Below are 17,020 nucleotides of genomic sequence, written 5' to 3' on the forward strand. Positions count from 1 at the left end.
ATTCAGGGGGTCCCGGCTTTCGCCGGGATGACGAAAAGAGAGGAGCATATCAGCTGATCTTCGGGTCGAAATGCGGGCTGGTGAAACTGAGCTTCTTCAGGCCGGCCTGGATCTCGGGGATGCTCATGAACAGATTCCACAACAGGCTCGAGCGGTGATTCTCGATCATGACGATGATCGGGCCCTGGTCGATGGCGAGGAAGGTATCGGCATACCATTCGCGCGTCTCGTTGAAGGCGTCGATGAAGCCGAAACGGCCCCAGAGCTTGTTGCCGCCCTTGAGGAAATGGCGCAGCGCCCGCATGGCTTCCCTGGGCGCATAGGGAAAGCTCGACAGAGCCGCGGTCGGCGAGATCGTGCCGTTGTCGTTGTCGGGCGCATGCGCGCTGTAGCCGTCGGGGTCATCGCTGGCGGTCAGGCCCCAGCAGGACTTGCCATAGCCCTTGTGCTTGTGGGGATTGCGCAGGCAATGCTCGTAATTGATGCGGACATGACGGTTGTTCTGCTCGCCATAGTCGGCATAGCGGTCCCTGAGGCCGCGCGGATCGAGGCCGCAGAAGGAATAATGCGCGAAGAACAAAGGCCCGCCCCCGGCGGGACCAAGCGGCAATTCGACACCGTGATAGGACTTGCCATTGAGGAAGTCGCGGCCCGCGGCGAAACCGTCATGATAGGCATCGGCGGAAATGCCGTAACGCGGGGCCGAGGCTGCCAGCACATAGGTGATGAGGCATTCGTTCCAGCCCCTTATGGCATGGCCGAGGCTCCAGCCATTGTTCGGGCTCCAATGCCAGGTGAGCGCTCTTTGCCCGCCTTGCGTGTGCCAGTCCCATTCGACTTCATGCCAGAGGAAATTGATGCGCCCGCGCAGCTTGCGCTCCGCCGCCGTATCGCGGCCGAAATACTGCCTGGCGCAGAGCAGGCCCTGGAACAGGAGCGCCGTCTCGACCAGGTCGGACCCGTCATCCTTGCGCCAGAAGGGGATGGTGGCGCCCGTCGCGCCATGCATGAAATGCGGAAAGACGCCGTGATAGCAGGTCGCGCGCTCCAGCACGTCGAGCATGGCGCTCAGGCGCTCGAGCGCATCGCCGCGCGTCACCCAGCCGCGCTCGACCGCGACGATGAAGGTCATGACGGCAAAGCCCGTGCCGCCCACGGTGACCTTGTCGTCGTCGGGATCGCTGGTGCGATAGCTTCGGTCGCGCGCCATGAAGCTTGCGGGATGGCCGCCTTCCCAGAAAAAACGGAAGGTGCCGCGCTGCACCGCTTCCAGAAGATCGGTGTCGGGAAGTCCCGGATCGGGCACCGAAGTGGTCTTCCTTGTGGTCCTGGCGTTCATGTGGCGGCTACCGCGTAGCGAGGCTTGGGACGGATGTCGGGCATGGGCTTGCGCGGCGCCAGATTGCGCGTGCAGGGATCCTTGACCAGATGCAGCACACGCTCGAACACATGGTCATGCGCCTCCGCCTTGCCGATATGGATGACGCCTGTCTGCTTCAGGTCCTGGGCCAGCATCGCGACGACCCGCTCATACGTGCTGTCTTCCATCGAATCGAGGACTTCGTCAATCAGCAGCCATTGCGGCTTGTGCAGGCGGACACGGGCGAAGGCCAGCGCCTGCTGCTCGTCATCGGAAAGTTTCTTGTCCCAGCGTTTCTGCATGTCGAGCTTGCCGATGAGATTGTCGAGGCCGGCGCTCTTGAGCGCGGCCGGGAACTCCGCTTCCGCGAAGCCTTTCACGACGGCGGGATAGGCCATCACCTCGCGCAAGGTGCCGGGCGGCATATAGGGGGTGCGCGGCATGTACAGGATGGTCTCGCCCTTGGGCCAGGCGATGCGCCCGTCGCCCCACGGCCACAGGCCGGCCAAGGTCCTGAACAGAAGCGTCTTGCCGCTGCCCGAGTCGCCTACGATCAGCACACGCTCGCCGGCCTTGATCTCGACCTTGGTCTCTTTCAGCATGGTGCAGCCGGTGGGGGAGGCGATCTCGAGCTTGTCGAGGCGAACTTCGCCCGGCTTGCCTTCGACGAAATCGATGCGGCTTTCCACGTCATGCAGAATGTCGGTCTTCATCACGGCGCTGCGGAAGCTCGCGATGCGCAGCAAGGTAGCGCGCCAGTCGGCAATGGCGCTGAAATTGTCGATGAACCAGCGCAGCGAGTTCTGCACCTGGTTGAAGGCGCCGACCGCCATCATCAATCCGCCGAAGGACAGATTGCCGGCGAAATAGACGGGTGCGGCCACCAGGATCGGCGCCACGATGGTCAGCCAGCCATAGCCGGCGGTCACCCAGGTGAGGCCGACGGTGCGGTTGATGATGCTGCGGGTCGCGGCGAGCGCGGCGTAGAGATCGACCTCGATGCGGCGCTTCTCGTCCGCCTCGCCGCCGAACAGCGCCACGGCGTCGATATGCTCGTTGACGCGCATCATGGAGAAGCGCAGATCCGCCTCGCGGGCATAGCGCTCGGCATTGCGCTCGATCAGCGGCCGGCCGACCCAATAGCTGACGAGCGAGGCCGAGCCCGAATAGATGATCGCCGCCCAGACCATATAGCCCGGTATGTCGAAGCTGCGGCCGCCGACATTGAAAATGAAGCCGGATGAGAGAGTCCACAGAACGCCGATGAAGCTGGCGAGCAGGATGGCCGACTGGAACAGGCCGATGCCGAGATCGGCGGAAAGCTCGGTCAGGTGGCGGGCATCCTCATGCAGGCGCTGGTCGGGATTGACACCGATGGGGCCGGCATTGGCGAGCCGGAAAGCGCGGCGCGGCAGCAGCCACTGGCCGATCAGATCGCGCACCAGACCTTCGCGCAATTTGAGCTTAATCATCTGGTTGAGGAAGGTCTGGAAGACATTGAGGATGAGGAGGCTGCCGGCGATGAGGCCAAACACGCCGAGTTGCGTGAGGAAATCAGGCAAATCGCGCCGGGCGAGAGCATCATAGAAGGGCTGGTTCCAGCTGTTCAGCCGGATCTGGCCATAGGCGGTAACGAGGATCACGGCCACGAGCGCGAATCCCAGCAGCAGCAAGGTGTTGCGCACCGGCGAAGCGAAGAGGGCGCCGATCATCATGGAGAGCTGCTTTACGAGACCGGCCTGGGCCGCCTCGTCGATATCGCTCGCGGCGTCGGCGAGCTTGGTGGATTGATCCGTCATGTCTTCCGGCCTTAGTTCTGTCCTGGCTTCTCGCCCCGCCTCGAGATGCAAGCGCCGCTCTTGCCTGGCGCCTCGCAGTTGTTGCCTGGAGGAGCTGATGGCCGCCGCGAAGGTGGCCATGACGAGTCGAGCAGGCGGCTCCCTGGCTGAGGGCAACTCGAGAGACGGGTATTCCAAACCTTCCGGACTGGAAAGTCCCCCATCCTCGCACCCTTTTATTGTCGGGAAAAAGGCCTATTCAGCCGCTTCGAGGGGAAGCCGCGACAGGCCTGCCTCTGCGTCATCGACAGGTTGGGCTGGCACCGCCTCGAGGCTGCGGGCGAATCTGAGCCGGCGCCCGAAGAAGCCGCTCAGCGCCGAGCAACTGCCGATGCCGATCACCGCCGAGCCCGCGAGCTCGCGGGTGAAGATGGAGCGCAGGAGATTCAGATCCTGCTCGGTGGCGCTCATGGCCATGTCCTCGAAGATCACCCAGTGCGGCCGATGCAGCACGAGGCGGGCGAGGAGGAAGCGATGCTGCTCGGCCGTGGGCAGGACGCGGTCCCAGCGTTCCCTGGCGTCGAGGCGGCCGATGAGATGCATGAGGCCGACCCTGACCAGAGCGGCACAGATCATGGTGTCATCGAAATCATCGGCGCCCGCCGGATAGGTCATGGCCTCGCGCAACGTGCCGATGCGGAAATGAAGACGCGCCGGCGCCAGCATGATGTCGCGCGGGTCGGGCAAGAGGATGGTGCCGGAGCCCTCTGTCCACAGGCCCGCCATGGCCCGCAGGAGCAGGCTCTTGTCCGCGTCGGCCGCCCCCTCGATGAGAGCGCGCTCGCCCTGGCGGATCTCGATATGGGGAATGGCGAAGGAGATGGGGCTGAGCTCGCGCTTGATCACCAGATTCTCGAAGCGCAGCTGGCCATCGGGATGCGGGCTGACCGTGATGCCGCCCGCCGTGCCGTCATCGGGGTCGAGCTGCGACAGGCTGTTGCGGAAGCGCGAGACGCGCAGCAGCGTGGCGCGCCAGTCGGCGATGCCGGGGAAATTGTCGACATACCAGCGCAGCGAGTTCTGCACCTGGTTGAAGCCGCCGACCACCATCATGAGGCCGCCGATGGTCAGGCTGCCGGTGAAGAAGCCGGGCGTGGCCAGCAGGATGGGGACGATGATGGCGAGCCAGCCATAACCCGAGGTGACCCAGGTCAGTCGCGACAGGCCGTTGGCGAGCTCGCGGCTCAGATCGATCACGCTGCCGATCGAGCCATTGGCGGAGCGCCGCTCATCCGCTTCGCTCCGCTGCAAGGTCACGGTCTCCACCGTCTCGTTGATGCGCACGATGGCGTAGCGCAAGTCCGCCTCGCGGGCATAGCGCTCGGCATTGAGCTTGATGAGGGGACGCCCGACCAGCCAGGTGAGCCATGAGCCGGTCAGCGCATAAGCGAGCGCGCACCACACCATATAGCCCGGAATGGTGAAGGACTTTCCGTCATAGACGAAGACGACCTGGTTCGACAAAGTCCACAGCACGCCGACGAAGCTCAAGAGCAGCAAGGTGGCATGGAACAGACCGATGGTGAGGCTCGCCGACATCTCGGCCAGATGGCGCGCATCGGCCTGGATATATTGATCCGGGTTGGCGCCGTCCTCGCCGGCCTGGGTCAGGAGATAGGCGCGCTTCGGCTTCAGCCACTGGTCCATGAGATCGTGGGTGATCCATTCGCGCAAGCGGACCTTGATGGTCTCCTGCAGCCAGGTTTGCGCCACGACGAGGCAGAGCAGGCCGCCGACGATGATGAGGAAGCTCACGACCTCGCCGGTGAGCAGGCTCAGCGAGCGCTTGACCAGCGTGTCATAGAAGGAACCGAACCAGGTGTTGAGCTTGATCTGGCCGAAGGCATTGAGCAGGATGACCGCCATCAGGCCGCCGGCCATCACCGCCAGCTTGTTGCGTTGCGGCGAGGCGTTGAGGGCGCGCAACAAAGGCAGCGCCTGAACCCAGAATCGGCCATCATGTTTTTCGGCACTAGGTTTCAGTTGCGCCGGAGGTGCCGTCTCCGACGACTTCTCGTCCATCATAATAGGTCCGTGACCAGCCCTTTTAGTTTCCGTCTTTCTTCTTCTTGATTCTTGCCCTTCGTGAATCCTAATCGAAGATAGTGAGCGCAGCTAGTAAACGCTTTATGTAAACTTGCTATGCCACCCTAAAACCTCGATTATTCGGGAAACTGTGACGGCAAAGCCACAGTTCGAGAAGTTCCATCATTGGAACCGCTCATTTGTCAGGCAAATAGTGTGCCGTGATTGATATGAATGCTCGCTGAACGGACGAATTTTTTGGTGGAGGAAGTATGTCAGCCAGGTTGACCGATCGGGTTGTGCAGCTGATGCGCGCGATGTCGGTCGAGGAAAAGATCGGTCAACTGAATATGTTGACCGCTGGTCTGGTGACGACGGGCCCGGGCGATCCCGCAAATTACCTGGAGGCGCTCAAGGCCGGACGTTTGGGAAGCCTGTTCAACCTCTTCGGCCGCAAGCAGGTGCGCGATGTGCAGCGCATCGCGGTGGAGGAGACGCGCCTCGGCATTCCGCTGATCTTCGGCTACGACATCATTCATGGCCACCGGACAATCTTTCCCATTCCGCTGGGGGAAGCCGCGGCCTTCGATGCCGCTCTATGGGAACGCACGGCGCGCATCGCCGCCCTCGAAGGGGCGGCCGAGGGACTCAATCTGACTTTCGCGCCGATGCTCGATGTCTCGCGCGATCCGCGCTGGGGGCGCATCGCCGAAAGTGCGGGCGAGGATTCCTGGCTGACATCGCTTTTCGCCAAGGCGAAGGTGAAGGGCTTCCAGGGCGACGACGTGAAGTCGCCGCTCTCGCTCGCGGCGACGGCGAAGCATCTGGCCGCCTATGGCGCCGCGATGGCGGGGCGCGATTATGCCGAGGTCGAGATTTCCGAGCGCGCGCTGCACGAAGTCTATCTGCCGCCCTTCGAGGCTTCGGTCAAAGCGGGTGTGGCGGCGCTGATGCCGGCCTTCACCGACATGGACAGCATTCCGCTCACCGCCCATGTCGCCATCCTGCGCGATATCGTGCGCCGGCAATGGGGTTTCGAGGGCGTCATCATCAGCGACTACAATGCCATCGCCGAGCTCATCGCACATGGCATCGCCGCCGACCTCACCGAAGCGGCGACGCTGGCGCTCAAGGCCGGCGTCGATATCGACATGATGGGGCATGCTTATGTGCAGGGCCTGCCCAAGGCGCTGCAGAGCGGGGCGGTGACGATGGATCTCATCGACCAGGCGGTCGGGCGCGTGCTCATGCTCAAGGAGCAACTGGGGCTGTTCGATGATCCCTATCGGGACGCTGCCGCCAATTTCGACCACAAGGCGCGGCGCGTCGAATATCGCGATGCGGCTCTCGATGCGGCGCGCCGGTCGATCGTGCTCCTCACCAACCGCAACAATGTGCTGCCGATCCGCCAGGCGCCGCGGCGCGTCGCGATATTGGGGCCGCTCGCCAATGCGCAGGCCGAGATGCTGGGCCCGTGGTCGGGCGCAGGCCTGATCGAGGACATGGTGCCGTTCCTGCCGGGCCTCAGGGCCGCATGGCCGCAAAGTGAGATCCTGCACACGGCCGGCGTCGATATCGAAGGCGGCGATCTCGACGGCATCGCCGCCGCGGTCGACATGGCGCGGCGCGCCGATCTCACCATCCTGTGCCTCGGTGAGCAGCGCTTCATGAGCGGCGAGGCCGGCAGCCGCGGCAGGCCCGATCTTCCGGGTCACCAGGCGGAACTCGCCAAGGCGGTGCTCGATGTCGGCAAGCCCGTCATCGTTCTCCTCTCATCCGGGCGGCCGCTCGCCGTCACCGATCTCATCGAGCGGGCGGATGCGGTGCTGGCCACCTGGTTCCTCGGCAGCGAGGCGGGCCATGCGGTGGCCGATGTCGTCACGGGCTTATGGAATCCATCCGCCAAGCTGCCGGTCTCGTGGCCCGTCGATGTCGGACAGATTCCGGTCTTCTATGCGCACCGGCCCAGCGGGCGGCCCAAACTGTCCGACTTCCGCTATGAGAGCAAATATCTCGATCTGCCGAACGAGCCTCTTTTCCCCTTCGGCCACGGCCTTTCCTATACGCGCTTCACCTATAGCGGTTTCAGCGCCAGTCCTTCGGAGCTGCGCCCCGGCAACAAGGTGACGCTCGACGTCACGGTCAGCAATGAGGGCGAGGTTGCGGGCGAGGAGACGGCGCTCTTCTTCATGCGCGATCCGGTGGCGAGCGTGTCGCGCCCGGTGCTCGAACTGAAGGGCCTGGCGAAGCTCACGCTGGCGCCCGGCCAGTCGCAGACGGTCACGGTCGTGCTGACAACGGCCGACATGATGTTCCCCGGCCAGGATTTTGCGAGCAAGCTGGAGGCGGGGGAGTTCCTGTTCTTCGTCGGCTCCTCGGCCAGGGAAGAAACGCTTCTCAAAGCCAGCGTGCGCCTGGTGCGATAACTACGTGCCAGCCAACCAGTGTCCGATGACGGTAAAATTTGACAATTTCAATGAGCGCGGCGCCAAGGATCAGGCGCTCTTTTTGCTAGAACAAATATAGAACATCTGTGCGCAGATGCAAGCAGATTCTTTGCCTACCGCTTGCTCGGTCGGGGTAAAAATGTTCATGTTTTGTTCTCGTACGCTGCGGCAATTATACTTAGTTTCTGGGTGAGTTGTCGCGCTTGCTGAGATGGCGCCAGAACGGCACAAAGCTGCGCATCAGCGGGGAGCCAGCCGGCAGGCCTTGGCCAAACGACGTGCGCAATCATCCCGCCTTCCGGCTGTTAGATCGGATTATTCGCGGTGATCGGCACTTGACGAGCTTCTGCCATAGACCGATTGCACAGGTCTCGTAACACCGTCAGATAATTTTCGACCATGCGCTCCGAGGAAAATTCCTCAATGCGAACTCGAGCTCGTTTGGCAAGGGAGCGCATCTTATCCGGCTTGCTCAGTGCTTCGCTTATCCGGGCGACCATCCCGGCGATATCCCGAACCGGAAAAAGCAGGGCGTCGAATCCGTCGCGCAGAACCTCCGGAATGCCTCCGGCGTCAGAGGAGACAATCGGAAGCTCGTGCATCATCGCTTCACGAATTGAGGAAGAGCACCCGCCCTCAAACCGTGTGGGAAAGATGAGCAGGTCCGAAGCGGTGAGGAGCCGCTGGATGTCATTGCGATAGCCAAGTACACGAACCCATCCTTGGAGATCGAGCTGACGAATCTCCGATTCCAGCCTCTGACGTTCTGTCAGATCCCCTTTCCAACCTCCGCCGGCCCATACGAAGCGCACATCAGGGAATTTTTCGACGAGCATCGGCGCAATTTTCAGCAGATCGGAATGGCCTTTCTGCGGATCAAGACGACTGGTGGTCAGCAACAGCCTTGCGTCGGCAGGCAGGCCGAGTTCCACCCGAACGTCCCGGCGCACAGCTTCTCTGTTGCGCTCGTCGCAGCTCTCAATGTCGATGCCGTTGTAAAGAATACCCAAATCGTCCCGGTGTGCTGCGAAAGTATCCTGGAGGTGAGGTAAATTCTGTTGCGATACCGCCATCCAACGCTGCTGTCGGCTGCGGGCCCAAGAAAGCCGCCGGCGGCATTGCTCGGAAAGGGAGATCGGCTTGGGAGCGAGCTGGAATACTGCGAGCAGCGGGACACCCTCAAGAGCGCATCCCAAGGCAGGCTCGATTACTTGTGTTGGCCATCCGGCCGTGAACTGGACAACGTCAGGCCTTATCGCATGGAGAAGTTTGCGCACCTGACGGCAACGCGCGGCGGCCGTATCAGCGTCGCAGTCGAAAGGGCTGTAGGAGACCCCGGCGGCCTGACAATCCGAAATCATCGACGCTGTTCCCTCGGACTGTGGGAATGCGGCATGAACCTGGATATCGTGACGAAGAAGCCGGAAGGCGACGCGCAGCATATGATTCTCCGAGCCGTACCGTGCCTGGCAGTGAGTACGAATGGTCAACAGCCTCATGGCGCCGCTCGCGAGAGGGTACGGGTCCACGCCTTCATGGCGGGGACGGCGACATCAAGATAACGTTGTAATATCGTTCCACAGTTCGCCCGCTCGCGGTCAAAAATTTCCGCAAGGTGCGCCATCATCGTCAGGTAATCGGAGGGCTTTACTTCACTGCGCGCTTTGTCGAGGATTTCCAGAAACTCATCGTTGACAAGATGGCAAATATGCTCCTGCCAGATGTTTCGCTGAAAAGAGCCTTCCTTCAAGTGTCGGATCATCGGGCCGCCGGTCGTCATCCGGTCACCCTTTAGGTCCATTAACGTCTTGAGGATGAATCCGCCCCAGATGTCGCCGTATCGGTCCACCACCCATCCCGGCATTACCTCGACATGCATCGGGAGCTGGTATGCCGCCGGAATCACCTCACGTCGGAACTGCATGTTCATCGAACAGACGGATATCAGTGCCGCATCAGGCACGATTACCGAATCATGCTGCAGTTCTGCGTCAGGGTAGCAGTATTTGGGTCCCTGCAGCTTGTCGATGGCATTCACATCGAAATACTCTCGCCAAAGACCGAGATTGAAGGTCACGGTTCCTCTTGACGAGCCTTCGAATGACCATTTCCTGTATGCGGGACGCTGCGAATATGGAAAGCCGCGCGGATAGATATTCGTCTCGGCGTTGCGGTAACAGTCTAGAACATTGAAATGCCGGCCGGTGCCGCGGGCTACCGGCCGCTGACTGTCGCTCAGGGCGGCTTGCACGGATGCGGCGAAATTCCCGTCTTCGACCTTGCAGTCATCGTCCAACGCAATGATGATTTCGCCAGGCGCCGATTCACGCCAGGCCACGTAGAAACCGAAGTCGCGGCAGGCGCCATTGCGGCGAGGTATGGCAATGACGTCTTTGCCAAGCATCCGAGCTTGGTCTTTCCAGTTGAGGACGCTGAATTGCGGGTGATCTACCCTGACATTTCCATCGCTGTCATCCACAACGATGAAGCGCGCGCCAAAATCGATGAGCGGCTCGAGATATTCCAGGGAAACCGCCCGGGCTGTCGGAATGACCACTAACATTTTGAACCGCCGTCGTGAGCCATAATCGAATATCAGCGATTTTGCGGCTTTCCCAAGCACTCTATGGCGAGGGTCACTCGTGTGTCAAACCCTGCGGCAATTGCCGCAGGCGTGCTAATGCACGGTCGGGATCTCACGAACGTGCAGGTCATCGATATTGCCCGGAAGAACGCTCGTGGCGACGGTCGAGGACTTCGAAGCCCTGACGCGGCTCAAGACGCAGCGGTCGCGGCGGCGGTCGATCTTTCTTTCTATCTCGTCGTCCAGGATGTTCTGACGGCGAGCTATTGGAGATGCGCAAGGCGCAGGTCCGGAGCGCAAGTTCGGTGACGTTCCCACCGCCACCCTTACGGTGCTGCGCCAGATGATCCCGTGGCGCCGTGTGACGGGCAGAAGCGGCTGCTCGGCATGGTCGTCCGTGATTTCAATGCAGGAGCACCCGGCGAGCAATCTCTATTCGGGTGAACCCGAGGGGCCGGAGAAGAGGGCGGGACCGGCGGCAGGTGTGCCGGCGAAGGAGATTCCGCCGGGGTGGAGGCCGGCGCACGTGCTTTGCGGTGTGCCCGCGCCGACCGTTAGTTGTAGTTTCGCTACGCATCTGATCTGACAGCATAAATAAAAATTTCATCAAACTTAAATGTATTGAACAACGCGGAGTTAAACACATAAAGCCGGGGAGCCGGTTTATCTCGCATTGTAGTGGTTATTCTAACTCTATTGAGGGGGGCCTGCGATTACCGTCCGTCAAATTTCGGGAACGGGAGTCGTCATATGCTTAATTCGAGAATGATGCGCGTCGCGCTGCTGGCAGCCTGCACGATTGCTTTTACAGCCGATCTCGCGCTTGCGGCAAAGAAACTGAAGCTTGCCAGCCTGCCGCCCAACAACGACTATTCGCGCTCCGTGTCGGTTGGATCGGACCGGGGCGGAGTGGTTCTGAACTACGGCCTGCGCATGCTGAGATGGCGCCAGAACGGCACGAAGGTTCGCTTCAGCGGCAGCTGCCAGTCGGCCTGCACGCTCTATCTGGGCCTGGCGCCCAGCCAGGTATGCGTCAGCCCCGGCGCCTCTTTCAGCTTCCATTCGCCCTTCGGCGCGTCGGCCCACGGCAACCGGGTGGCACAGCAATTCATGATGCGGAACTATCCCGGCTGGGTGAAATCCTGGATACGCAGCCAGGGTGGCCTTTCGGGGCGGATGAAGACCATGAGCTATGGCTATGCCAGCCGTTTTATCAAGGCCTGCGGGTCTGCGGTGGTCCGCCGCGGGTCGAAATCGCGCCTGCGTGTTGACGGCTAAGACCTCAGAACCAACCACATCCTTGAGATCGTGAGCGCGGGTCCGAAAAGGCCCGCGCTTTTGGTTGTCTAAGCCGCCAGGAAGCCTGTTTTGGCCCGATATTTGCTCCAGAGCGAGGTAACCATGATCTTACCAAAGGGTAGATTGTGGGTTAATGAAGTGTTAATATTTGTCCCATTGTGAGTTGTAGTGTGAAGGCGATGAAAACCACACAAAAGTTCGTACTGGTCCTCGGTGCTCTCGTGCTGGGCATCAGCAACAATGTCGTTTCAGGGCAAAGTGCAGCCCGGCAGTGCGCCTCGGAAGAATGCGCTTGCGAGGAGGCGCTTCAGAAAAACACGGTCGAAGCACTGGAAGACTTCCTGAGAAAGTATCCGCAAAGCGTCTATGGCGGCAAAAGCGCTTGCGCGGCGCTGGCAATCCCGCCCGGGGACGGGCTTGTGGTTCCCGAAGGCCAGAGCCATGACGATAGTCGCGCGCCGGAAGACCCCGTGGTTGTGCCTTCCGAAGGCTAAGCATTTGAGCATGCGCGACATAAGACGAATCGGCCAAACAGCCTGGAAGTAGACTATTCTTCGCAATTCGCACTCGATTGAGCGAGAAGTTGAAGAGGCCAAGCTGCCGTAATGCCAAATCCAGTCGGCATCCGTTGCGTCTGGAGTCGCCCCTTCGCCGATGGCGGCGGGTTATTAGCATTTAGCCGCGGCACAGGCTCAAGCCGACGGCGGGGCTTACTCAGTAGGAATAAAGACGTATAAAAATGATCCTTTTTAAGAATTTGGCAATAAACATTGTGGCTTTCCTGTCACACTGACCAAAATTTCCCCGATGTCCAGCAAGGTTCCTTGACCGCCAGGGCCCCCTGTCAGATGTTGGAACATATGAGTCTGCCAAGCAGGCTTAAGCTGTACGCTTTGAGTTGAGGGATGGGGAAAAAATCATGAAGATTACGAAATGGGCGCTTTTGTCGGGTGCGGCGATGTTGGTCGCCACGACAGCGGCACGCGCCGATGATTTGAGCGCGCTCAAAGCGGAGATCGAGGCCTTGCAGACGCGAGTTTCGCAACTCGAGACCCAGCCGCAGGCGTCGATGCCTTCAGGCTACAGCCTGCTGTCGATCCGTGATGGCCAGGGCACGTACGAGGGTATCCTCCCCGAGCGTGCTGCCGATCGGGTTCAGGAGAATTCGGGCTTTACGCTTTCGGTCCTGCCTACGGCTGACGCTGCTCCGGCAGCAGAAGTCTCCGTGTCGGGCGAAATCCGCACGGCGCTGGTCTACAGCGATTTCGATGCGACCGAAGATGACAATGTCGACTTGAAGGTGCGCGGCCGAATCTACATCAAGGGCAAGGCTGACACGGCGGTCGGCGAGGTGGGCGGCTATTTCCGTCTGCAAGCCGATGGCGGCGGCAATTTCCGGGACTACTCCGAGAATGCCAAGATGAACAAAGCCTATGGCTGGTGGAAGTTCGCTCCTAACTGGGAACTCATGGCGGGCTACAACGACAACACTGGCGCTCTGCAGGTGGGTTGGGACTGGAATGCGGCGACTGGCCCGACATTTTCCTTCGGTCCTTCGAACACTAACAACGAGCAGATGCGTCTCGCCTATGCAAATGGCCAGTGGGCCTTTGCGATATCCCTCGAGGACCCGGATGAATTCTTAGGCCAGGATATCGCATTCGATGCAGATGGCGATGGTGTTATCGCTGCCGGCGAGGGAACTGTCGCCGGCTCGGCCGATACTTCTGACCTCCCGAATTTGCAAGGTTACCTGCTCTACACGTCGGACGCATTTACCGCTCAGATCGCCGGTCTTGTCCAGGATGATGATTTCGGGGACGACCTTGATTGGGCAATCGGCGGTGGCGCGACCGTCAATGTAAGCAGTTTCACCGTTACGGCGGGCGTGGTTCTTGGTGAAGGTACTTCGTCCTATGCAAACAACGTCGGACCGCTGACTGCCGACGAAGAATTTTGGGGAGCATCGGTCGGCATATTGGCCTATCTCTCGGAAGATACCCGCCTCGAATTGGGTGTAGGCTATGAGGATTATGATAATGCGGGCAACGCCTTGGGCTTCGGCGGGGGCGTATACTGGACGCCAGTTAGCCAGGTAACGCTTGGCGTTGGCGCGACCTATATCGATCGCGGCGATAGCGCGACCTTCGTGGCATTCGATACCGATGCTGACCAGGTTCCGGATACATTGGACATCGTCGACATTGACGACAACGATAGCCTGGAGATTTTCTTCGGAACCTGGTTCAGGTTCCCGTAGGAGCTACCCAGCTGAAAGCTGGTCAATTCCCACTGCTGCATTTTAAGACCTCTGCTGCCCGTGAAGGGCAGCAGAGGTCTTCTCTTATTGAGATGCGCGATTGCGCCACTGAGTTCCATTCGTCGCTTCCTCGCACTACGGTCGCACAGGGTTACAACTCATCGAGGAAAAAACGACACTCGGGAAACTGCTGCCCAGCCTCAGCTTCCTTTACCTCCCGGACCAGGTAGCATTTATCGCGAACGATCTTGATGATTTGCTCCCCCACCTCGCGATGACCGATTGCCGTCATGTGCTGATCAAGGGGATAGCCACTTCCGCGACGCGTCGGATACCCAAGCACGAACAATCTAGAAATAGCATCGGGCCGTGGCTGCGCTCTGGCCAAGGCAGCGCGGCTGATCTCCGCCGGCCAGGGGAGGCGCTGCACGATCACCAGCGTACTGTGCGGTGCTAGCTTCGCCCTTTGTGACAACTCGTCAAACTTGGTGAATAGAACGCTGAAGAAATATTTGGCCTCATCGGCCCGTTCTTGGGCATGGGCGGATGCAAACAGCGACCCGACAAGGCGCCTAACTAACCAAAGGACATGCTTCCCGGCGAAATACTTCGTTTGGTCGAGATGCTGTCGCCTTGTTGTCTCGTAGACGTTGTTACCACTAATCGGCAGCTTGTTGCCGTGGTCGACAAAAGTTTTGTTCTCCTCCAGGTCGTTATGTGAATACTGAACAATCAGTGTATTCAATCGACTTGCATCAGCTCGGTTTGAAATATCGAACTCCCTGACCGTGCCATACGAGGATACTGCGAGATTCAAAACCTTGATGCCAGTTTCATTTTCGACGATCGATGCGAATGTCTCGTCGTCCTCTACACCCCATCCCATCGCAATAGAATCGCCTAAAACGAATATCTCCGGCGCTTGCAAAGATTGCTCGTTGTCACGGACACCAAGTGAATTGATCGTCACGGTGGTATCAAACTCGCGGCCCGAGAATCTGCAGGATCCTGGTTTGAGAGTATAGGTCAGCTTTCGATCATACTTGGCGCAGTCCGGCAGGTACTGGATATATCGCTGGTCCTCGGCGTAGTAGTATTGCCTCATGGCCGGCATCATGGAGTTCGGTATGTACCCCGGAAAACGAAGCATCAATTCCAGAATACCTTCGGCAGATACGGCGGTAATCGCGAAAATCATCGCTAACGAGGCGATTTTACCGGCCGCGTTACGCCAACGTGCTGCCATTGGTCGTTTCTCAATCGCTACAGGTCGGATCGCAAACGAAACTTGTCAAATGCCGGACTGCTCTGAGTCCAACCCAGATCGACTAGTTGCTCGGAGTTTCTGTATTCTACAGATTGGGAATTCCGGATTGTCAGGTTCGGTTGCTTCTTTATGACGGCGAGGTACGCCTCCCTTTCCTCGAGGCTTTTCTCTTCAACTTCGGCATTGTCCAGGACTTCTACTTCCGTTCTGAGGTGGAACCCCGTGAGGAACTTGAAGTGGAGCAACGCACCAGTGACGGGCGAAAGTTCCGCCTGATTGATGAGGTGTTGGGCTACAAGGTAGCGCATTCCGTCTCGCCATTTGACGAGCGGAACCTTTGTCAGGCATGGTGGCCTCGAATTGCGACCGCGCCAGAAAAGTCTCTCCCTGACTCCTCCATACATCTGAATCGGAGGAAACACCCCACTGATGGGCCTGAGCCAACCGGGCTTCGGATCGAAATAGGGGGCAGTTTCAACGAAGGACTCACCTTGGCGATAGGTAAAGTCCGATGCAGGTCCGTCAGCGTACATATCGATCATTGATGCAGACATCGCATCGGCACCATCGTCACCGAGAAAACCACAAAACTGCTGGAGCGAGACGTTCTCGGATCCCGGATAGACGAGAAGCTCATCACCATCTATGACGACGCACCAATGCCCTTTGCAAAAGGCGTTCAACACCGCGTTGCTCCAGTTTGGCGGGTCGATATTGTTGGCAAAGTGCGAGCCCTCGGTATGAAAGCAATGGCAATCCTCCTGGTCGAGGAGATATTCCGTTGTTCCATCGTCGGAGCCGTTATCCATACACAAGAAACGATCGACTCCGAGCTTGCGGTGATATTCGAGGAAGTACGGCAGTCGCAAGAGTTCGTTCCTCATGCCAACAACGCAAAGTACTTCGTCGCGAGCAAATTGCATCCTGCGAGTATCAATCTTCGCGAGTGGCGTATCTGTGACTTGCCGGTTGGCTTGCTTCGCCCACTTACTTTTAATTCCCAATTTTTCTATGGTCTTTTCGCCTGCGACCATTGCAAGCTCGTCGAGGGCCCATTCATGGCGTATCATGAACGCGCGCGTTCTTACCTCGATTTCTTCCGCTGTGTAGTGTGGCAAGTCACGATGGTCGGCAAGGTACCTGTCGCAGATCTCACAAAGAAAACTTCCTTGCGGCGGAAGCTTCACGAGCTCCAGGCCGATATACTGTGGGAATGATCCATAGATCGGCAAGAAAAGCGCCTTGTTTGCGCGCTCCGTCACCTCATCCCTGAATTGCGGCAGCCACAGCTTGAACATCTCGATCCAACGAATGGGATAAAACGTATCAGGCGTGCCGAAGAGGTCGGTGGGAAGACCTTGCTCGCGAACCAGGTCGCTGATGAGGTCAGGGCCAATCTCATGACGTAGTGTGCCGGCTCTGCAATTCTCGAGACACCGACGGTACAATTCAAGAACCATGGAATCGCCGGCAGGAAACGCAATCTGGCTGCTCCCGAGGGCGCCAGCCTCTCGTTCCGGCTTCTCCTGTGCCCACGCGCGACTGACTTCGGGGATATCGGAAGACAGGCATATTGCATCCACATCCGACCACCATCCGCCACGCTCCGACAGCAGCTTGAATCGGAAGAGATCCGAAAATGGGCTGATCTCGGATTTCCCGGTCATCGGATTGTCCCAATAGAACAACTCGGATCGGGGGATAATTTTGTTGGCATCCCGCAAGCGAACGCCAGGCGGCACTGCTACCTTGTCGTAGCAGTACAGGTCAAACCTATGACCCATCTTAATGAAAGAGGCCAAGCATGCGCGAAGCAAGGGGCCAAGAGGAGCGCCGTGCCAGAACCCCTGGAACAAAGTGCGTTCCCGGCGATGCGACAACAAGGTGGGGTTGAGCTTTATCATGCGCAGTCTCCAGCAACCCATCCGATCGATACAAAG

Annotated in this window: 11 protein-coding genes; 4 read left to right on the forward strand and 7 right to left on the reverse strand. The window is 59.4% G+C overall.

What is annotated here, in order from left to right; genetic code table 11:
• Positions 1 to 49: 49 nt before the first annotated feature.
• From DT068_RS10455 to DT068_RS10465, 3 genes are all read right to left on the reverse strand, one after another.
• Entirely contained in the window at positions 50 to 1,339 is a 1,290-nt protein-coding gene (locus DT068_RS10455; protein WP_119389750.1) for a glucoamylase family protein, read from the reverse strand.
• Positions 1,336 to 3,159 carry an ABC transporter ATP-binding protein/permease gene (locus DT068_RS10460; RefSeq protein ID WP_119389751.1) on the reverse strand — a complete coding sequence of 608 codons (1,824 nt, stop codon included), beginning with the start codon at positions 3,157 to 3,159 and terminating at the stop codon, positions 1,336 to 1,338. Before DT068_RS10460 ends, DT068_RS10455 begins: the two co-directional genes overlap by 4 nt.
• A 234-nt stretch (positions 3,160 to 3,393) precedes the next feature.
• Complete coding sequence (locus tag DT068_RS10465; RefSeq protein WP_162914121.1) at positions 3,394 to 5,124, reverse strand: ABC transporter ATP-binding protein/permease; 1,731 nt, start codon at positions 5,122 to 5,124, stop codon at positions 3,394 to 3,396.
• 371 nt (positions 5,125 to 5,495) lie between these two features.
• Here DT068_RS10465 and DT068_RS10470 point away from each other — a divergent pair, with 371 nt between their 5' ends.
• Complete coding sequence (locus DT068_RS10470) at positions 5,496 to 7,649, forward strand: glycoside hydrolase family 3 N-terminal domain-containing protein (RefSeq protein ID WP_119389753.1); 2,154 nt, start codon at positions 5,496 to 5,498, stop codon at positions 7,647 to 7,649.
• A 326-nt stretch (positions 7,650 to 7,975) separates the two neighbouring features.
• Here the strand turns inward: DT068_RS10470 and DT068_RS10475 are convergent, their stop codons facing one another.
• Both DT068_RS10475 and DT068_RS10480 read right to left on the reverse strand, forming a co-directional pair.
• Positions 7,976 to 9,169 (reverse strand): glycosyltransferase family 4 protein, encoded by a 1,194-nt coding sequence (locus DT068_RS10475; protein ID WP_368904620.1) that lies wholly within the window; start codon positions 9,167 to 9,169, stop codon positions 7,976 to 7,978.
• On the reverse strand, positions 9,166 to 10,233 hold the full coding sequence (locus DT068_RS10480) for a hypothetical protein (protein WP_119389755.1): 1,068 nt from the start codon (positions 10,231 to 10,233) through the stop codon (positions 9,166 to 9,168). The genes DT068_RS10475 and DT068_RS10480 overlap by 4 nt, the downstream gene beginning before the upstream one ends.
• A gap of 771 nt (positions 10,234 to 11,004) precedes the next feature.
• On the opposite strand from DT068_RS10480, the gene DT068_RS10485 reads away from it, so the two are divergent.
• From DT068_RS10485 to DT068_RS10495, 3 genes are all read left to right on the forward strand, one after another.
• The gene (locus DT068_RS10485; protein ID WP_162914123.1) at positions 11,005 to 11,532 is read left to right on the forward strand and encodes a hypothetical protein; all 528 of its coding nucleotides are present in this window, start codon (positions 11,005 to 11,007) and stop codon (positions 11,530 to 11,532) included.
• Between the two features lie 191 nt (positions 11,533 to 11,723).
• Positions 11,724 to 12,047: a hypothetical protein gene (locus tag DT068_RS10490; RefSeq protein ID WP_162914124.1), complete on the forward strand. Its 324-nt coding sequence runs from the start codon at positions 11,724 to 11,726 to the stop codon at positions 12,045 to 12,047.
• Positions 12,048 to 12,472: 425 nt separating this feature from the next.
• Complete coding sequence (locus DT068_RS10495; RefSeq protein ID WP_119389758.1) at positions 12,473 to 13,813, forward strand: porin family protein; 1,341 nt, start codon at positions 12,473 to 12,475, stop codon at positions 13,811 to 13,813.
• Between the two features lie 151 nt (positions 13,814 to 13,964).
• Here DT068_RS10495 and DT068_RS10500 read toward each other — a convergent pair whose 3' ends face one another.
• Positions 13,965 to 15,059 carry an SGNH/GDSL hydrolase family protein gene (locus DT068_RS10500; protein WP_119389759.1) on the reverse strand — a complete coding sequence of 365 codons (1,095 nt, stop codon included), beginning with the start codon at positions 15,057 to 15,059 and terminating at the stop codon, positions 13,965 to 13,967.
• Positions 15,060 to 15,076: 17 nt separating this feature from the next.
• On the reverse strand, positions 15,077 to 16,984 hold the full coding sequence (locus DT068_RS10505; protein WP_162914125.1) for a glycosyltransferase family 2 protein: 1,908 nt from the start codon (positions 16,982 to 16,984) through the stop codon (positions 15,077 to 15,079).
• Between the last annotated feature and the right edge of the window lie 36 nt (positions 16,985 to 17,020).

The sequence above is a fragment of the Taklimakanibacter lacteus genome (genome assembly GCA_003576695.1).
GTDB lineage: Bacteria > Pseudomonadota > Alphaproteobacteria > Rhizobiales > Aestuariivirgaceae > Taklimakanibacter > Taklimakanibacter lacteus.